Source organism: Pseudomonas sp. BN606 (genome assembly GCF_029873115.1).
Taxonomy (GTDB): Bacteria; Pseudomonadota; Gammaproteobacteria; order Pseudomonadales; family Pseudomonadaceae; genus Metapseudomonas.
The window spans coordinates 1-16,767 of sequence record NZ_SSOF01000069.1; the positions used below are offsets into that span (position 1 = coordinate 1).

The window sequence follows — 16,767 nt, forward strand, 5'->3', positions numbered from 1 at the left end:
CGTTCACGCAGTTGCCGGGCTTCGGCTTTTCCGTCGATCAGGAATGCGGACATTGTTTCTCCGGGTCTTACAGATGAAGCAGGCCCTGAGACCCAGGGCCTTGCCGACTCAGCTGCGGCGGTTGTCGGTTTTGTACGGTGCGGGCTGGACAGTGGCGCGGATGGGCAGTTGCGGCTCGCCCGGATTGCCCCAGATAACCGTGACTTCAGTACCTACTTCTGCCTGGGCGATGTCCAGGGTGCACAGCGAGAGCATCTCGCGGAAGAAGTAGCTGTAGCCACGAGAGGTGGAAACGCCGACCTCACGGCCGTTCACCAGCACCTTGTCGGCATACATGAAACCGCGCTGATCCCGGGGCATCTCCATGAAGGCGTAGTGCTCGCCCTTCTGGAACAGGGATGCGAATACCTTGAGCACATCATCGGGATTCCACACCAGGGTGCGAATCACCCGGCGTGGGTTGGCCACTTCCTTTTCCAGGGCCTCGCGGCCGATGAAGTCGTGATCGAACTTGATGTTGCGCCCCCAACCGAGCTCGACAGGGCTGCGGTACCAGGCGCTGACATCATCAGCCTCGAAGCTGCCGGCAACGTTGAAGGTCGAGGCGAACGCCGGCAGAGACGCTTCGAATTCGGCGCGATACTCAGCCATGTCCTCGCTGAAGATCGCCGGCAGGTAGTCGGTCACGATAGTGGGGAAACAGGCTTCCAGGTGGTTGATGAAGGCAGCTCGACCACCCAGCTTGCGAATCCCGAACGCTTCGCCGGCTCGCACCACTGCCTCATACACCTCGGCAGCATGTTCGGCAGGACCTTGCAGCTCCACACCAGGCTCCCCGGACATGCCCTGTCGCAGCGCGTAGACCTCATGCCCGGCAATCTTCACCACTTGCGAGTGCATGAACTTGATGTCCGCCAGGGCCACGCCTGTCAGCTTCTCGATCAATGCGGCAGCCTTGGGCCCAGCAACCTGGAATTTGAACCCTTCGACAACCTCCGAGCTGACGTTGTAATCACCCTTGCGTAGGTGGAAGTCCATGAGGAAGCCGCCGCGACCGAAGAGCATGAAGTCATCCTCCCCCCAGCGGCTGAGGATACCCTCATGGATCACCTTGCCATCACGATTGCAGTGGGTGACATGCTTGGACTGCATGATGTCGAACTTGGCGAAGCTGTTGATGGAGGTATCGGAGAAAAGCTTCAACACGTCCGGTCCACGGTAACGCCGCTGCCAAAGGAACGACCAATCACCGATGTAGCAGTGGTCCTTCCAGGACATGCTCTCGTCGAGCCAGTCCGTGTACTCAGGCTGCCCCCAACGGGACGTGAAATAGCCCTCTGGAGTCTTTCTGAAATTCTTGGGGAGCATGTCTTTACCTCGGTTACTTCAACGAATTGTTGTTATGCGTGGCCAGGCGTCAGCCTTCGAACACGATGGTTTTGCGACCGTTCGGAATGACGCGGTCTTCCAGATAGGCGCGCACTGCCCTGGCCAGGACGCGTCGTTCGATGTCACGCCCCTTACGTACGAGATCTTCCGCGCTATCGCGGTGGGAAATGCGCTCGACGTCTTGCTCGATGATCGGGCCCTCGTCCAGGTCGGCGGTGACGAAGTGCGAGGTCGCGCCAATCAGCTTCACGCCACGCTCATGGGCCTGGTGATAGGGACGCGCGCCCTTGAATCCCGGCAGGAAGCTGTGATGGATGTTGATGCAGCGCCCATCCAGCTTGCGCGAGAGGTCATCGGAGAGGATCTGCATGTAGCGAGCGAGCACAACTAGGTCGGTCCTGGTGGACTCGATCAAGGCAAGCAGTTTCTCTTCCTGCTGGGACTTGTTATCCCGGGTCACTGGCAGGTAGTGAAACGCTATGCCCTGCAGATCAACCGCGGCGTATCGCTCCTGGGGATGGTTGGCGACAACGGCCGATATCTCCATCGGCAGCTCGCCGATTCGGCTGCGGTAAAGCAGGTCGCGCAGGCAATGGTCATAGCCGGACACGAGCAGCATTACGCGCTTGCGCTGGTCCTGCGGACGCAGCGACCACTCCATGCCGTACCGATGGGCAACATCGGCGAATCCAGCCTTGATGTCCTCGAGTACCAGTTGCGTCGCGCTGTCTATCGCGTCGAACACCACCCGCATGAAGAACTGCTGAGTATCCAGATCATCGAATTGCTGCGCATCGAGGATGTTGCATCCCTGCTCAAAGAGGTAGCTGGAAACATCCTTCACGATTCCGGCGGTATTGCGGCACGACAACAGCAGAATGAATTTGGGGTTGGACACGGCGGTCTCCAATCATCGTTTTTATTGAAGTGGGCTTCAGCGCCGTGGCGCTGAAGTGCGGGCCACTATAAAAACGCGACAAAATGAAAGCCACGAATGGCATCGATTAATCGCATGCGCCATATGCATAACTATGAAGTGACCGACTCAGCGTCCCCTCTCATCTGCGGAGAGCGCAGCGCACGTAGCAGAATCGCCGCCAGCAGCACAGGCAGGGCCAACACGAGGAAGTACTGTTCGCGGCTCCATCCCATGTCGATCAGGACGCCCGCCAGGTAGGGGCCAAACACTGCCCCCAAGCGCCCTACTCCCATGGCGATACCCGTGCCACTACCGCGCAGGGTTGCCGGGAATGCCACCGGTACCACCACGTAGAGAGTGGTGACCGCCGAGTAGAGGAAGAAGCCGAGAGTCACAGCGACCACCACCAACAGAGTCGGGTGGTAACCCATGTTGCTGAACAGCAGCATCATGGCGAACAGGGCGACCATGGTGATGGCAGTGAGTCGATGAGCCCCGACTTTCGCCGCTAGCAGGCCGAAGCTCATGCAGCCGAGCATGCCGCCGAAGCTGAGCAGCATTGCACCGGAGATCCCCCCTGTAACGCTCAACCCCGCGTCGGTGAGGATCTTCGGTGTCCAGCTGGAAACGAAGTAGAACGTCATCATGATGCAGAAGTACATGATGCAACTGGCAACGAACGGTCCCTTCAGCGACGCGCTCAGCAAGTCCTTGAGGCGACCATCAGTGATGTTCGGATCACGTGCAGCAGGCAGTGCTGACAGTTCCTGCAGACCAAGGCGCGGCAGTATTCGATTGACCCGATCCAGCGCGCGGGTAGGACGTTTCTCGATGAGAAAGTCCAGAGACTCAGGGAACAGCCACCAGGCGAAAGGCAGCAGGACGATAGCCGCCACACCGCCAAACACGAAGGGCGCCTGCCAACCGTAATGGTTGATCAGCAGCACCGACACCAGGCCACCCAGGGTCGCCCCGAGCGGAACGCCTACCGACATCCCTGCATTGCACAGACTGCGACGACGATCATTGGCGTATTCGGTTATCACGATGTTGATGGTTGCCAACATGGCACCGACACCAATTCCGGTGAACAGCCGGGCGGCAAACATCTCGCTGAAATTGCGCGTGGCAGCCGACATCAGCATCGACACTGCCAGAAGCATGAGACATCCCAATGCGATAGGGCGCCGTCCGATCCGATCGCCCAGGGGCGCCAGGAAGAACGCGCCAATCGCGGTTCCAATCATCCCGGCACTGAACAGCGCGCCTAGCATCGATCCGTTCAGCCCCCAACTCGCCGATAGCGTGGGAGCCACGAAGGCCATGACCAGAACGTCGAAACCGTCGAGAGCCGCCAGGACGACGCAGAAGATGACAAGGCTGATTCTGAATCCGCTCATGTGACCATGCTTGATATGGTCACGTGGGTCTTTGACCGACATATTTGTTACCTTTGTAGTTGTTGTTGGAGGGCTCACCACAGCTTCCAGCTGTAATCGATGTTCAGCCGGAGGTGGTTCTCATCACGCATCGAAGCGGCATCCGCAAAATCATTGCGGTACACGGAATACCTCGCCCTCAGGTACAGGCCGGCAAGCAGACCGGACTGGACGACGTAGGAGAGCTCAGCGTGCTTCTCGCTTTCTGTGAGCCCATTGCCGCCAAGGCGCTCGGGCAAGTTGATGTCATGGCCACGCATGTAGCGCAGGGTGGTCTTCAGGCCGGGAATGCCGGATGCGGCGAAGTCGTAGACATACTTGGCCTGCCAGGCCTTCTCGTTGGCGCCGACGAAATCGGAGCTCATCAGGAACTCGCTCAGCACAAGAATCTCGGTGCCTGAGAGATAAGGCATGGCGGTGTCGCCAGTGGCGTGCTGATAGCCGAGGTTGAACAGGTGGGCGCCAGTCTGGTAGCTGAAAGTCGCCGTCATGTTCTTGTAGTCGACCTCTCCCGCCCGGGCGCTGCCATCTTCGGTGCCATAAAATCCCCGCAAGTCGGCGGTGAAGGTGTCGTTGCCGATGGGCCAACTGCGTTTGAAGTCCAGGTACTCCATGCGATAGAGATCCTTGACGTCACCGTGATAGGCCCGTGCCAGATAACGGTTCTGCGGGTGATATTCGGCTGCTAGGAAGGTGGCCTGGTTACTCTGCGCACCACCGTTGAAACGCTGGTTTGGCGCCGCCAGGGATAGCGATTCGAAATCAGTGGAGTTGCGCTTGGTGGTCTGATCGAACCAGGTACCTCGCAGCGTCAGGTCGTCGAACTCGTTCGAGACCACCGACGCCCCCCTGAAGGTCTGTGGGAACAACCTCGATTGGCTGGCATAGACGAAGGGGATGAACACGTCATCCAGACTGCCTGCCTTCAGTTCGGTGCGGGAGTACTTGGCCTTCGCCGTCAATCCGAGCTTGGAGTACTCATCAGCAGCACGACGGTCACTGGTCGATACCGGTAGCAAGTCGGTACCGGTCCTGGAAGGTGAGGAGTCGAGTTTGAAACCGGCCATACCCAACGCGTCCAGGCCCAGTCCCTGGTCACCGTGGGTGAGTCCCGACTTGAATCTGAGAATGAATCCCTGCGCCCACTCCTCAGCCTTGTCTGGATCCCGGGAGCCTTGGTAGTCACGTTCGAGGTAATAGTTTCGGGCAGTTAATGTGGCCTGGCTGTCATCGATCAGGCCGGCGGCGAGGAGGCTTTGGCTGCACAGAGCTGATAGCGCGAATGCGCTGCACGTTTTGGGGTTCATAGGATGACTCTTGTTCTTGTTATCTACTGCGGGAATCGGCGCCGCCGATTCCCATGCGGTGTTTCAAGAATCGATCCTATTGAAATATCCTACTGCACCATAATCACGACAACGATCACCTCTATGCACAGCATTCATAATGAAAAGAAGCTCGACCTCAATCTGCTGACTGTTTTCGATGCCCTGCTTCGCGAAGGCAGTGTCACTCGGGCCGCCGATAGCCTGGATCTCTCGCAGAGTGCGGTCAGTCATGCGCTCAAGCGATTGCGGGACTTCTTTAGCGATCCGTTGTTCGTGAAAGTCGGCGACGGCATGAAGCCGACGCCCAAAGCCGAACAGCTGGCTGTGTCGATCCTCGGGATCATCAGCACAGTGCAAGATTCGCTGCTCACCCAGACACGCTTCGATCCAAGCACAGCAGTCCGCACGTTCAAGTTCTGCATGACCGATATGGGCGAACTGGTGTTTCTGCCCAGGATGATCCAGGAGTTCAAGCGCAGGGCCCCCCACTGCACCATCCAGACCCTGCAAGTCCGCCCCGAAGACATTGCTGCCACCTTGGAGTCAGGCGAGGCCGACCTGGCGATGGGCTCGCAGCTCGCGGTCAACGATGAGTTGTTTCAGCAAAATCTGTTCGTCCACAAGTTCGTGACGATTGTCAGCAGAGAGAACAGCCAGGTCGGGGACTCGATCAGCCTTGAGCAGTTCACGCGCATGAAGCACATCGTGATCAATCTGGGCGGCAAGACCACTCACTACGATAGGGCGTTAGACGAACACGGAATCAAACGTGAGGTGTTCCTGCTGACTCCCCACTATCTGGTCATTCCCATGCTGATCAGAAATGATCCGGAGCTGATTGCAACCGTACCTGGAGAGATCGGCCGCATCTTCGATGAGTACGGTTGGGTTAGACGATTGAAACCACCGGTTGATCTAGCACCATTCCCCATCTGCCAGTACTGGCACCCGCGCTTTCATCACGACGAAGCGAATCGCTGGCTCAGGCAGTTGATGAAGGAAATCTACAATGATTTCCTCCCGGAGTCAGGGAATGACTGGTGAGTGAACTGCCGGACGGACTCAACCGACGAAGGCCAACTTACTGACAAAAAAATGTGCCACCTAAGGCGAGCCAGGCATGGGCCAGGTTCAGCGGTAAAAGCGGGGATAGTCCCAAAGAGTTACTGGCTAATGCACTAAATCTCTGAAATGGTCGTTTCAGCCTGAGTGGACACTGACTAAAGATGGATTAGCCGGCCCTATCGCCGCCTAGGAATGTATCGCACCGGGTTTCGTATAAGAGGCGTGTGCCCTGACGTGATGGCATTTACTTTTCTATTTTCCAAACTGAAGACACCAACCAATCCTTGAACTCATCAATAGGCATCGGCGCACTTACAAAGTAGCCTTGAATCACATCACACCCCAGCATCGTCAAGTAGTCTTTTTCCGCCTCATTTTCCACCCCCTCCGCGACCACTTCTAGGTTCAGGTGATGAGCCATCTCAATCGTAGACCCAACAATAGCCGCGACCTCAGGCTCACTCAAGATGCTCCTGACAAAAGACTGATCAATCTTGATTTCATCAACCGGAAGATTCCTCAGGTAACTCAGGCTAGAATAACCAACCCCAAAATCATCAATAGAAAAACCAACACCCATCGACTTAACTTTATTAATAGCCTCGAGCGCCAACAGCGGGTCTTTCATCATCCCACTTTCAGTTACTTCAAACTTAATCCAACTCCCCTCCCCTCCCCACGTAGCCATCAGGCCCTCAATTTTTCCGACCAAATGTGGATCACATAGATCCTGAGCGGACAAATTAACGGAAAGTGGAAGGTCTATACCTACTTCGCGCCAAGCAAAGCGCTGTCTAAATGCAGTTTCAAGCACCCAATGTGTAAGCGGAGTGATTAAACCAGAAAATTCCGCAAGCGGCACGAATTCACTTGGGGGAATCATTTCCCCTTCTTGACATCGCCACCGAACAAGAGCCTCTGCCCCGCAAAGCGTTGAGTTTTTCAGCCTAAGCTTGGGTTGACAATAAAGCAACAACTGCCCCTTGTTAATAGAATCTCTGAGCTTCGCTGTCAGCCCTAGCCGGCGACTGCATCCTTCATCAAGTTTGCTCGAGAAAACTGCATAATCTCGCCCAGTGCGTCTAGCTTCACTCATAGCAGAGCGGGCGCGCCTGATCAGCAATTCTGGATCAGAACCATGCCCTGGATATACCGCGATACCTATAGAAAAACTAGCATACTGTTCATGCTCCGGAATTCCGCCTTGATCCTTAAACAAGGAAACCACTCGCTGAGATTGCCGAGTGGCAACTTCTAAATCCGCAGAAGGCAAAATAACAGCAAACTCGGCGTCTCCCGCCTTAAACACATCACCAGACATTCCTAACGTTTCACATAAATGCCGCGCCGCCCCCACAAGCACCTTATCACCCTGCTGAAACCCAAACGTTTCATTGACCTCATTAAGTTGAATCACCTTTATAATTAGCAAAACAAAAGATTGATACCTCCCCTCAAGGCCATCAATTAGCGCCCGCGCCCTTTTAAACAAAAGTTGCCGATTGGGTAGTTCTGTCAGAGGGTCGTAGAATGCCATGCGCTGAATTATCTCTTCAGCTTCACGTCTACGAGCCCTCTCGCGGATATGCTCTACGCCGTAAGCAAGGTCCTCCGCCAACTCCCCCAGCAGAGCCACTTCGGAATCGTTGAACGCATCAGGCTCAGTAGCAGCGATGCTCAAGGCCCCAATCACTGTTGAATCGACACGAATGGGAAAAGAAGTGAGCGAACCATATCCAAGCCGAATCGCGTCCTCCCTCCATGCCCTATGGTCAGGATCGCTCAACAGATTGCGACCAATGCAAGGAGTGCCAGTCAGCACAGCGATCGCTGTGGCCCCTCCTTGCTCAGGGAAAGCCCATGACAACCGTAGCGATTCAAAGAACTCTACTTCGTTTTTCTCGTGTGGGAGACCAAGGGAGTAAGCCTGGTTAACGAGCGGCTGGCCTTCGTCATTGCTGGCGTACCAGACACTGGCGTAGCGATATCCGCCTTGCGTTACCACTACGTCACACATTCCTTTCAGAAGCTGCAGCTCATCACTCGAGCGCAAAAGCATACGGTTACCAGCGCTGAGGGTCCTCAGAACGCGATATAGGCGCTCCAATTCAGTCAGCTTATCGCCCGTTATCTTCAAGGCGGAGCGCTTCACAGCGTGTCGGTGTTTCGATGTCTGCGTCATCGCCTTCGCCCGGAGTGGTAGCTCTGTAAGCGTAGTCCCAAGGCTGGATTTATCTGACAGTCGTACTCGATCTCTACCCGGGGCCGTCATCGCTTGGGCGATTCAACGCCGCCTCCAGCCACCGGTCCAGGCGATGCCGTTATGGTCCTTGCGCGCCGGCTGCGAGCGCCCCCAACGGGCGAACAGGCACAGCGAAGGTTCTCGCCCGGCGTCGCAAAGCCTCCCCAGGTACCATCACGCACTAGACTGGGAAGGGTATCTACCAACTATGTAGAGTAATCAGCGGCAGGGTACGTACCTTGGCCATTCCGCCATTTACCGCTGGTGCTCGCCGAATAGAACGATAACGATCAAGCGAGAACAGTCTAATGAACGCCAAGGCAGCTCTTCGTTTTGCACAATGCCTGCCAATGATCGCCATATTCCATACAGCAAATGCAACTGATGTGATGCGCCTTGAGGGCTTCGGACCCATTTCCCGATCCATGGGAGGGACAGCCATGGCGTTTGATATCGGAACAGCAGGCATGATGAGCAACCCAGCCACTCTCTCCTTGGGCGAGGAAGGCAGCCGATTGAGCATTGGCGTCGACCTGCTTCAACCGGATATCAGCACTCGCAATCTCGATTCTGGTGAAACTGCCGAAAGCAAAAATAAGTCAAAGAATCGTGGACCTTATTATGCGCCGCAGATTGCATACACCTATCGCGGAGAACGCTGGGCGCTTGGTATCGGTACCTTTGCTCAAGGCGGAGTCGGTACCGAGTATGGCAATGATAGTTTCCTTTCAGACGATGGAAATAGTCAGCCCACAGGGCTAGATAGTAGTAGTCGACTGCTCGTCCTCAATATTCCATTCGCTTTCAGCTTCGATGTAACCGATGAGTTGACTGTAGGCGCCAGTCTGGATGCCATGTGGATGGGCATGAACTTGAACATGATGTTTGCGAGGAACCAAGTTGGCGCCCTCATCGGAGACGGTCGCGTTAGCGGTTCATTATTACCAGTTTTAGGTGCATTGCCAGCGCTTGATGGTGCTCATATTAGCTTCAGCCGAGCGGAACCCATTGCCAGCGGCGCCGACGCGTGGGGATACGGTGGGCGTATTGGCGTGCTGTGGAGAGCTACCACGTCCACTAATGTCGGACTTGCTTATAACTTCGCCAGCGAAATGGGCGACTTGGAAGGCGACGCGACGGTCACTGCGATCGATAGTGTCGTAGGGAAAATTTCTCTCCCTGGAAAGATCAAGATTAAAGACTTCCAGATGCCGGCATCATTGAGCCTAGGAGTCGCACACGAAGTGAACGACAGGTGGTTAATCGCCGTCGACGTTTCTCGCGTGTTCTGGAAAGACGTAATGAAAGACATTAACGTCGCCTTCAACAGCGATAGTGGTGGTGACCTCAATCTGAAATTTCCGCAGAACTATCATAATCAGACCATTGTCGGGCTGGGAACTAGCTATCGAATCAACAACTGGACCCTACGATTAGGGTATAGGCAGGCAACAGAAGCTGCCCCTAGCAACCTACTATTTGCAAGCTTACCGGTAACACCTACCCGACATGCATCGGCAGGTATTTCGTATGACCTGGGATACGGCTCCATCGACCTCGCGTACTCTCATGCATTCACAGCAACCACTACCAATCGTTCCCTACCCAATGCCCCAGTGCCGATTCGCAATAGCCATGGCCAAGATAATTTAGTTTTTTCGTATACCCATCGTTTCTGAAGCATACGTTGTTCGGCTTCTTTTTTGCGTAGCGCCGCCACCACAAACCGACAGCTCGCTGAAGCATATCGTGATCAATCTGGGCGGCAAGAACACCCACTACGCTAGAACGCAGGGCGAACACTGAATTAAGCGTGACGGGCGAATGCACCAAGCTCCGAAGAGGTTCGGCTATGTGGGCAGAACGTCAAAATCGGAGGACACGCGGCCAATCGACTTGATCCTGTCCACGAGTGCCTCTGCAGAATGGACTGCCGAGCTCACCATGATCTCTTCGTCTGCGAAACCGACGGGCAAAGTATTCCCCCCCTCACTGCTTGAAACACCAAAAGTAATCAGGTTTCCTTCGAAATATGGGCCACTGATCAGACGGTACCCCGGCACATATCGCCGCACCTTTCCAATCATGCGTTGTACCGATTCAACAATATCGTCTCGCCTCGGTTCGCTTTCGACGATGCAGCTGATGACAGCGCTAGATCCCAGATTGGGTTTGACTATCGCGTGCACCTTCCCGTGTTTGGCCCCCCCGACACGAATCAAGGCCCCGACGGTTGCGTTAGCAAGTGTCTCAGTGCTTTCGCATGTCATGGATGCTGGAGTGACGTTTATAACGACCTCCGCGTAATCCACATCCTGTACCAGGGAGATCGCATTGACGATGGGAACAGCTGCCTGGCTGGTGGCGGTGGCCAATTGAAGGTGCTGCAGACCGTTCGCGATCAACTTCGGAAGATTCAATGCAGGAATACAATGCACCCCATCGCCGGTGGATGCCAAACCAACTGTGGTCACTCCCAAGGCATTGAGGCTACGAGAGGCCTCATCATGCCCAGCACCTTGGGCAGCGTTGAATGCGATCTGCACACCATCTTCGACGACGTGAGGCAGAAAACCACGCACGCCTTGATGGGTGACCTTGAGCCCCAAGCCTTTAGCTTCAGAAAGGTACTGGGATTGAGGATCCGTCCCTATCAACCAGACGGGGTCCAGCAGGGGGCTAAGCCGCAACCTGTGGACCAGGTCCATTCCAATGCTGCTGGAGCCGATCACCGCGCATTTCACTTTCTCATTCATGATCCAAGTCCCACTTGAGTAGCCACCTGGCCATTTGCCTGGCTATAGCTTTGGTGCCGGCAAGCCTGCGAAGGGTCAGAAGCTGGTAGAGAATCGATAAATTCGCTCGACCTGCTTCGCGCGCTCAACGTCGTTTGTGATCCCTTCGTTTGTGGTCCCGTAGGCTCACCCCGTAGTCCGTGCTCCGGTAACAGTTGGAAAAGTGGTCTCTCGCTCACGCACGCGAACCACTGCTTTTCTGATTTTCCCCACGACGGTGAGGCGTAGATCGCTCTCCGCCACGATGCAACACGCCAGGGCAACTCCATCGAGCTGTTCCTCCGCGCTGACATGTTGTCGGCTCATCTGTCGAGCCTGGTACTGACCTTGAATGACTCGGACCTTACACACCCCGCAGCCACCACCACGACAACCCGCGGGAATCCCCTTGCGTCCCAGGCGCGTCATTCCACTAAGAACGCTTTCCCGATCGGTGCAGGAGAAGCGGTCTCCCGTATCCACGATCAAAACCTCATGGCCCATGAGCAGGCTCTCCGGCCGCGCGAACTGCCAATTCATCAGCCCTCTGCAGACTTGCCGGAACACCTGCAATCGACCAATCCTCGGGGGCAATACGTTGGCATCGACCCCGCACAACATCGCGTCGTACCGCCAGATGCTTGACCAACAACTCAGTGAAGCCTTCCGCCAACTGATGGCGCTGCTCGACGGAGCGGCCATCGAGAACGAAGAAGTCAAAGAATGGTGCGTGCATACCAGTTGCCGCGCATAAAGACCCCGCCGCGGCGAAATGGCGCGAGTCGTGCCATGTGATGAATGCACGTACACGTTCGATGGGAGATTGCAGAACCTTCGCGTAGAGCTGCGAGGCTTCAACGAGCAAGAGCTCGCATTGTTCGCCGGTACTTTCGCCGGCTAGTAGATGGAAATTCACGATGGGCATGACTGTTCTCCTTGTTGTTATCGATGCCAGGCGGCGCAACCGATGTGGAGAAGGAAACTAGGGCAGTCCTCGTCGGCGACCGGAGTCAAGCATCACGGCAGATCCCGACATTGCAGTAGCTTCAGGAGCCAGCAGCATGCTGATAGCCCAGGCCACCTGCTCGGGCGTGGTCAAAGCACCAAGGGACGATTCCGCACGTATTTCCTCCAGCACAGCATCAACACTCACGCCTCGCTGCGCCGCACGGTCTGCCGCGACACGATGCAGTCGCTCGGTATCCGCGGGACCCGGGGCAACCAGATGGGAGGTAATGCCACGCGGGCCGTAAGCCAGACTGAGCTGCCGGTTGAGATTGGCAAGGGCTGCATTGGCGACTCCTGCCGCCGCCGCATAGGCACTAGGCTCGAAGCCATAGTGCCCACCAATGGCGACCAGGCGTGAACCTGGTTGCAGAAAGTCGTCTACTGCTCGCACCAGGCGCAACATGCCGCCAACCTTGATGTTAACTGCGGAGTTCAACGCGCTTACCGAGGCATCCAGCACCCCTCCAGCAACTGCTACGCCAGGTCCATGGACGACCATGCGGACGGGGCAGTTCAGGGAAGTTCGAATGACTTCGATTGCACTGTCGTCTCCGATATCAGCTTCACAAGGTCTGACCTGTGAATATCGATCCGCTAGCGAATTGAGGCTTTCGCTGCTGCGAGCCACGGCGATGATATCGAGGCCACTGGCACATAGCCTTGAGACGATGGCTTGTCCGAAAGCACCTGTGGCGCCGACGATTACCGCGACTTCATTGGTCGAATTCATGAGCACTCCGCTACTCGAGAAAACGCCGAGCAGATACTTCTGCTCGGCGGACGCATCAGGCGCTCTTGAGCAAGCCACGCTCCTTGGCCATCGTCATCGCAGTATCGAGGATCATGTCTTCCTGACCACCGATCATCTTCTTGCGGCCAAGCTCAACCAGAATGTCGCGCGCCGAAACGCCGAAGCGTTCTGCCGCTCGTTTCGCATGCAGCAGGAAGGTCGAATACACGCCGGCGTAACCCAGCGTCAGAGACTCGCGATCAACACGCACCAGGTGATCCATCATGGGAACGATGATGTCCTCGGCCACATCCATCAGCTTGAACAGGTCCACGCCGGTGTCGATGCCCATGCGCTCGCAAACAGCGGCGAATACCTCAAGAGGAGTGTTGCCAGCCCCCGCTCCCAGCCCAGCTACCGAACCGTCGATCCGGGTGGCGCCAGCTTCAATGGCTGCAATGGAATTCGCGACGCCCATGCCCAGGTTGTGGTGCCCGTGGAACCCGATCTCGGTTTCGGGATTGAGCACATCACGAAGAGCCTCGACCCGTGCCTTGACGTCCTCCGGCAGCATGTATCCGGCCGAGTCAGTGACGTAAACGGTCTGCGCCCCATAGGACTCCATCAATTTCCCCTGCTGGGCGATGCCTGCAGGATCGTTGAGGTGGGCCATCATCAGGAATCCGGTAGTGTCCATTCCCAGCTTTCGAGCGAAGGCGATGTGTTGCGGAGAGGTGTCTGCCTCGGTGCAATGAGTGGCCACGTGAACGCTGCGTGCGCCGCAATCGTAGGCGGACTCGAGTTCCTTCATCGTGCCGAGACCTGGGATCAGCAGTACCGAGACTTTCGCCTGGGTCATCCGAGATGCGACAGCGCTGATGTATTCCTCATTGCTGTGCAGGGCGAAGCCATGCTGCAGCGAGTTCCCACCGAGACCGCCGCCGTGGGTCACCTGGATGTACGGAATGCCGGAGTCATCCATTGCAGTGGCAACCTTGATCATCTGATCGACGCTGATCTGCTCGCGCTTGGCGTGCATGCCGTCACGCAGGCACATGTCGTGGAGAATGACCTTGCGGCCTTTGAGGCTGATGGGCTGACTCATTATGCGACCTCCACAGTGGGCAACTGGAGCTTTCCGGCAAGGATTTCTTCGGCGAACATTTCCGCTGTGCGCGTCGCGGCCGCGGTCATGATGTCGAGGTTTCCAGCGTAAGTCGGCAGGTAGTCACCAAGCCCTGCAACCTCGAGGAACACTGAGACCTTGTTGCCATCGAAGAGCGGGCCATTGACCAGCCGGTAGCCCGGAACATACTTCTGCACCTCGCCGATCATCTGCAGAATCGACGCGGTCACGCGCTCTTGGTCAGGCTCATCGTCGGTCAGGCAGTAGATCGTGTTGCGCATGATCAACGGCGGCTCAGCCGGGTTGATGATGGCCAGGGCCTTACCCTTGCGCGCACCACCGACTGCCTCGATAGCGCTGGAGGTCGTGTAGGTGAACTCATCCAGATTCGCGCGGGTACCTGGCCCTACGGACTTGGACGACAGGCTAGCGACGATCTCCGCATAACCCACGCTTTGGATACGTGAAACGGCATTGACGATGGGAATGGTTGCCTGGCCGGCACACGAAATCATGTTGACGTTCGCTACCTGTTTCTGGGTGTGCTCGCTCAGGTTCACCGGGGGCACGCACAGCGGACCGATAGCAGCCGGCGTCAGGTCGATCATCAGAACACCCAGCGCATTGAGCTTGCGGCTGTTCTCGGCGTGCACATAGGCACTGGTAGCGTCGAAGGCGATCTGGATATTGTCCTCCAGAACGTGGGGCAGCAGACCGTCGACACCTTCCGAGGTCGTCTTCAAGCCCATGTCTCGAGCTCGTTTAAGACCTTCTGACTCCGGGTCGATACCTACCATCCAGACCGGCTCAAGCACCGGGCTGCGCATGATCTTGTAGATCAAATCGGTACCGATGTTGCCCGAGCCGATCAACGCACAACGGATCTTCTTCATTTCGCCTGCCCCTGCAGCGCATCGCGCTGCATCTTGTTCAAACCAGCGACATAGAACTCGTCGTGGCGGTGTTCGGTAATCAGGATCCGGACCGTGTCCGGGTTGCATGGAAGGCTCTCGCTAACAGCCTTGGTCACAGCTGCAGCGACGCGGCTTTTCTGCTCGGCGGTGCGCCCCTCGACGAGGTGCATTTCGATAATGGGCATGACTTCTCCTGGAGGCCTTACTCGATAAAACGCATGGAAACGCTGCCCAGTTCCTGGAAGCGTGCAATGACGTTGTCGCCGGGTTTCACTGCGACGGCTTCGGTGATTCCACCACTCATCACAAAGCTGCCGGCTGGCAGCGTCTCTCCCAGTTCGGAAAGAATGTTGACCAGCATCGCCACAGCCTCTGCCGGATGCCCGAGCACTGCTGCACTCGCTCCCATGCCGACGATTTCGCCGTTCTTCTCCATCACCACGCCCAGTGTGCGCAGGTCCAGTTCATCGACCTTGCGGGCACGACCGCCGCCGACAAATCGGGCGGAGGAACCGTTGTCAGCGATCACGCTGGGAAGATCGAATTTGAAGCCGGAGAAGCGTGAATCAATGATTTCCACTGCAGGCAACACATAGTCGGTGGCGGCCAGCACATCGGCGACAGTGCAATTCGGGCCTTCAAGTCCTTCCTTGAGGACAAAGGCAACCTCGCACTCCACACGGGGATGGACCAAGTCGGAGGTCTTGATCTGCGAGTTCTCCGGACGCGCCATGCGGTCGGTCAGAAAACCGATGGAGGGCACGTTAACGCCCATCTGCTGCATCTTGGCCCTGGAGGTCAGTCCTGCCTTCCAGCCGACGAGACGATGCCCCTTCGCCTTGAAGCGGCGCAGCAACTCCAACTGCACGGCGTAGCCGTCAGCAATCGACATCTGGGGGTATTCATCGGTCAATTTGCGAATCGAATAGGCGTGCGTCTGAGCCCCCTCGACACGCTCACAAAGACGCACGATGTCCTCGCGGGACAGTGTCAGTTGTGCGCTCATACTGCACTCCTCCCGGTAAACTTCGCCCTGCAGCTGCCAAGACCACCCACGGTACATACCAGTTCGTCACCGTCGGCGATGGGTACCAGGGCAGATTGCGAGCCCGAAAGAATCACCTCTCCCGCTTTGAACGGAATCCCCAGCTCTCCCAAGGTGTTGGCCAACCAGGCGACCGCATTGGCTGGAGACCCTTGCACGGCAGCACCAACGCCGGTGGAGAACAGCTCGCCGTTCTTCTCCAGCACCATGCCGGCCAATGTCAGGTCGAGCTCTCGCGGATCACCTCTGTCATTCCCCAGCACATACACGCCACAGGAAGCGTTGTCCGCGACGGTGTCCTGGATCTTGATCTGCCAATCCGTGATGCGCGAATCGACAATCTCGAAGCACGGCACTACGTAATCAGTTGCCCGGATCACATCCATTGCGGTGATCCCCGGCCCAACCAGGTCATGCTTAAGAACGAAAGCGAGTTCGGCCTCGGCCTTCGGTTGGATGAGGGTACCAAGGTCAATCTCATCACCCTCCTGGTACACCATGCCGGAGGTGAGAATGCCGAAGTCCGGTTGAAAAACCCCGAGGAAGTCCTGAACAGGCTTGCTGGTGACGCCGATTTTCTTACCCACCACGGTCTCGCCGGCGGCAAGTCGACGCGCAACGTAACGCTGCTGAATGCGGTAAGCATCCTCGATGGTTATCTCGGGCTCACGCTGCAGTAACGGGGGAACTGTGCGACGAGAGACGAACGCTTCGTAGAGCTCGTCGCCGTATTGCTCGATCTTGTTGTCGTTCATGGTTTTCTCACAGGACGGCGGAAGTCGGACGCC

16 protein-coding genes are annotated in these 16,767 nt (G+C 56.7%); 2 read left to right on the top strand and 14 right to left on the bottom strand.

What is annotated here, in order from left to right; translation table 11 throughout:
- Positions 1-108: 108 nt before the first annotated feature.
- The 4 genes from E8E75_RS12325 to E8E75_RS12340 form a co-directional block, all read right to left on the bottom strand.
- Complete coding sequence (locus E8E75_RS12325) at positions 109-1,368, bottom strand: aminomethyl transferase family protein (RefSeq protein WP_179057973.1); 1,260 nt, start codon at positions 1,366-1,368, stop codon at positions 109-111.
- A 49-nt stretch (positions 1,369-1,417) separates the two neighbouring features.
- Positions 1,418-2,287: a formyltetrahydrofolate deformylase gene (gene purU, locus E8E75_RS12330; RefSeq protein ID WP_179057972.1), complete on the bottom strand. Its 870-nt coding sequence runs from the start codon at positions 2,285-2,287 to the stop codon at positions 1,418-1,420.
- A 131-nt stretch (positions 2,288-2,418) separates the two neighbouring features.
- Positions 2,419-3,708 carry an MFS transporter gene (locus tag E8E75_RS12335; RefSeq protein ID WP_280358968.1) on the bottom strand — a complete coding sequence of 430 codons (1,290 nt, stop codon included), beginning with the start codon at positions 3,706-3,708 and terminating at the stop codon, positions 2,419-2,421.
- Positions 3,709-3,782: 74 nt separating this feature from the next.
- Positions 3,783-5,054, bottom strand: a complete 1,272-nt coding sequence (locus tag E8E75_RS12340) for an OprD family outer membrane porin (RefSeq protein ID WP_179057970.1) — start codon at positions 5,052-5,054, stop codon at positions 3,783-3,785.
- A gap of 123 nt (positions 5,055-5,177) precedes the next feature.
- On the opposite strand from E8E75_RS12340, the gene E8E75_RS12345 reads away from it, so the two are divergent.
- Complete coding sequence (locus tag E8E75_RS12345) at positions 5,178-6,119, top strand: LysR family transcriptional regulator (RefSeq protein ID WP_179057969.1); 942 nt, start codon at positions 5,178-5,180, stop codon at positions 6,117-6,119.
- A gap of 265 nt (positions 6,120-6,384) precedes the next feature.
- Here E8E75_RS12345 and E8E75_RS12350 read toward each other — a convergent pair whose 3' ends face one another.
- On the bottom strand, positions 6,385-8,199 hold the full coding sequence (locus tag E8E75_RS12350) for a GGDEF domain-containing protein (protein WP_218648994.1): 1,815 nt from the start codon (positions 8,197-8,199) through the stop codon (positions 6,385-6,387).
- Between the two features lie 491 nt (positions 8,200-8,690).
- Here E8E75_RS12350 and styE point away from each other — a divergent pair, with 491 nt between their 5' ends.
- A complete protein-coding gene (styE, locus tag E8E75_RS12355) occupies positions 8,691-10,061 on the top strand; it encodes a styrene transporter StyE (protein ID WP_179057967.1) in 1,371 nt (456 codons plus the stop codon).
- A 171-nt stretch (positions 10,062-10,232) separates the two neighbouring features.
- Here the strand turns inward: styE and E8E75_RS12360 are convergent, their stop codons facing one another.
- The 9 genes from E8E75_RS12360 to dmpE all read right to left on the bottom strand — a co-directional run bounded on the left by E8E75_RS12360 (position 10,233) and on the right by dmpE (position 16,734).
- On the bottom strand, positions 10,233-11,138 hold the full coding sequence (locus tag E8E75_RS12360; protein WP_179057966.1) for an acetaldehyde dehydrogenase (acetylating): 906 nt from the start codon (positions 11,136-11,138) through the stop codon (positions 10,233-10,235).
- A gap of 165 nt (positions 11,139-11,303) precedes the next feature.
- Positions 11,304-11,696 (bottom strand): 2Fe-2S iron-sulfur cluster-binding protein, encoded by a 393-nt coding sequence (locus E8E75_RS12365; protein ID WP_348530018.1) that lies wholly within the window; start codon positions 11,694-11,696, stop codon positions 11,304-11,306.
- A complete protein-coding gene (locus tag E8E75_RS12370) occupies positions 11,650-12,081 on the bottom strand; it encodes a tautomerase family protein (RefSeq protein WP_179057964.1) in 432 nt (143 codons plus the stop codon). Before E8E75_RS12370 ends, E8E75_RS12365 begins: the two co-directional genes overlap by 47 nt.
- Positions 12,082-12,138: 57 nt before the next feature.
- Positions 12,139-12,894 carry an SDR family oxidoreductase gene (locus E8E75_RS12375; protein ID WP_179057963.1) on the bottom strand — a complete coding sequence of 252 codons (756 nt, stop codon included), beginning with the start codon at positions 12,892-12,894 and terminating at the stop codon, positions 12,139-12,141.
- A gap of 55 nt (positions 12,895-12,949) precedes the next feature.
- Entirely contained in the window at positions 12,950-14,002 is a 1,053-nt protein-coding gene (gene dmpG, locus E8E75_RS12380) for a 4-hydroxy-2-oxovalerate aldolase (protein WP_179058010.1), read from the bottom strand.
- Positions 13,999-14,913, bottom strand: a complete 915-nt coding sequence (locus E8E75_RS12385) for an acetaldehyde dehydrogenase (acetylating) (RefSeq protein ID WP_179057962.1) — start codon at positions 14,911-14,913, stop codon at positions 13,999-14,001. Before E8E75_RS12385 ends, dmpG begins: the two co-directional genes overlap by 4 nt.
- On the bottom strand, positions 14,910-15,119 hold the full coding sequence (locus E8E75_RS12390; RefSeq protein ID WP_179057961.1) for a tautomerase family protein: 210 nt from the start codon (positions 15,117-15,119) through the stop codon (positions 14,910-14,912). The genes E8E75_RS12385 and E8E75_RS12390 overlap by 4 nt, the downstream gene beginning before the upstream one ends.
- 17 nt (positions 15,120-15,136) lie before the next feature.
- Complete coding sequence (dmpH, locus tag E8E75_RS12395; protein WP_179057960.1) at positions 15,137-15,940, bottom strand: 2-oxo-3-hexenedioate decarboxylase; 804 nt, start codon at positions 15,938-15,940, stop codon at positions 15,137-15,139.
- Entirely contained in the window at positions 15,937-16,734 is a 798-nt protein-coding gene (dmpE, locus tag E8E75_RS12400) for a 2-oxopent-4-enoate hydratase (RefSeq protein ID WP_179057959.1), read from the bottom strand. The genes dmpH and dmpE overlap by 4 nt, the downstream gene beginning before the upstream one ends.
- Positions 16,735-16,767: the final 33 nt, after the last annotated feature.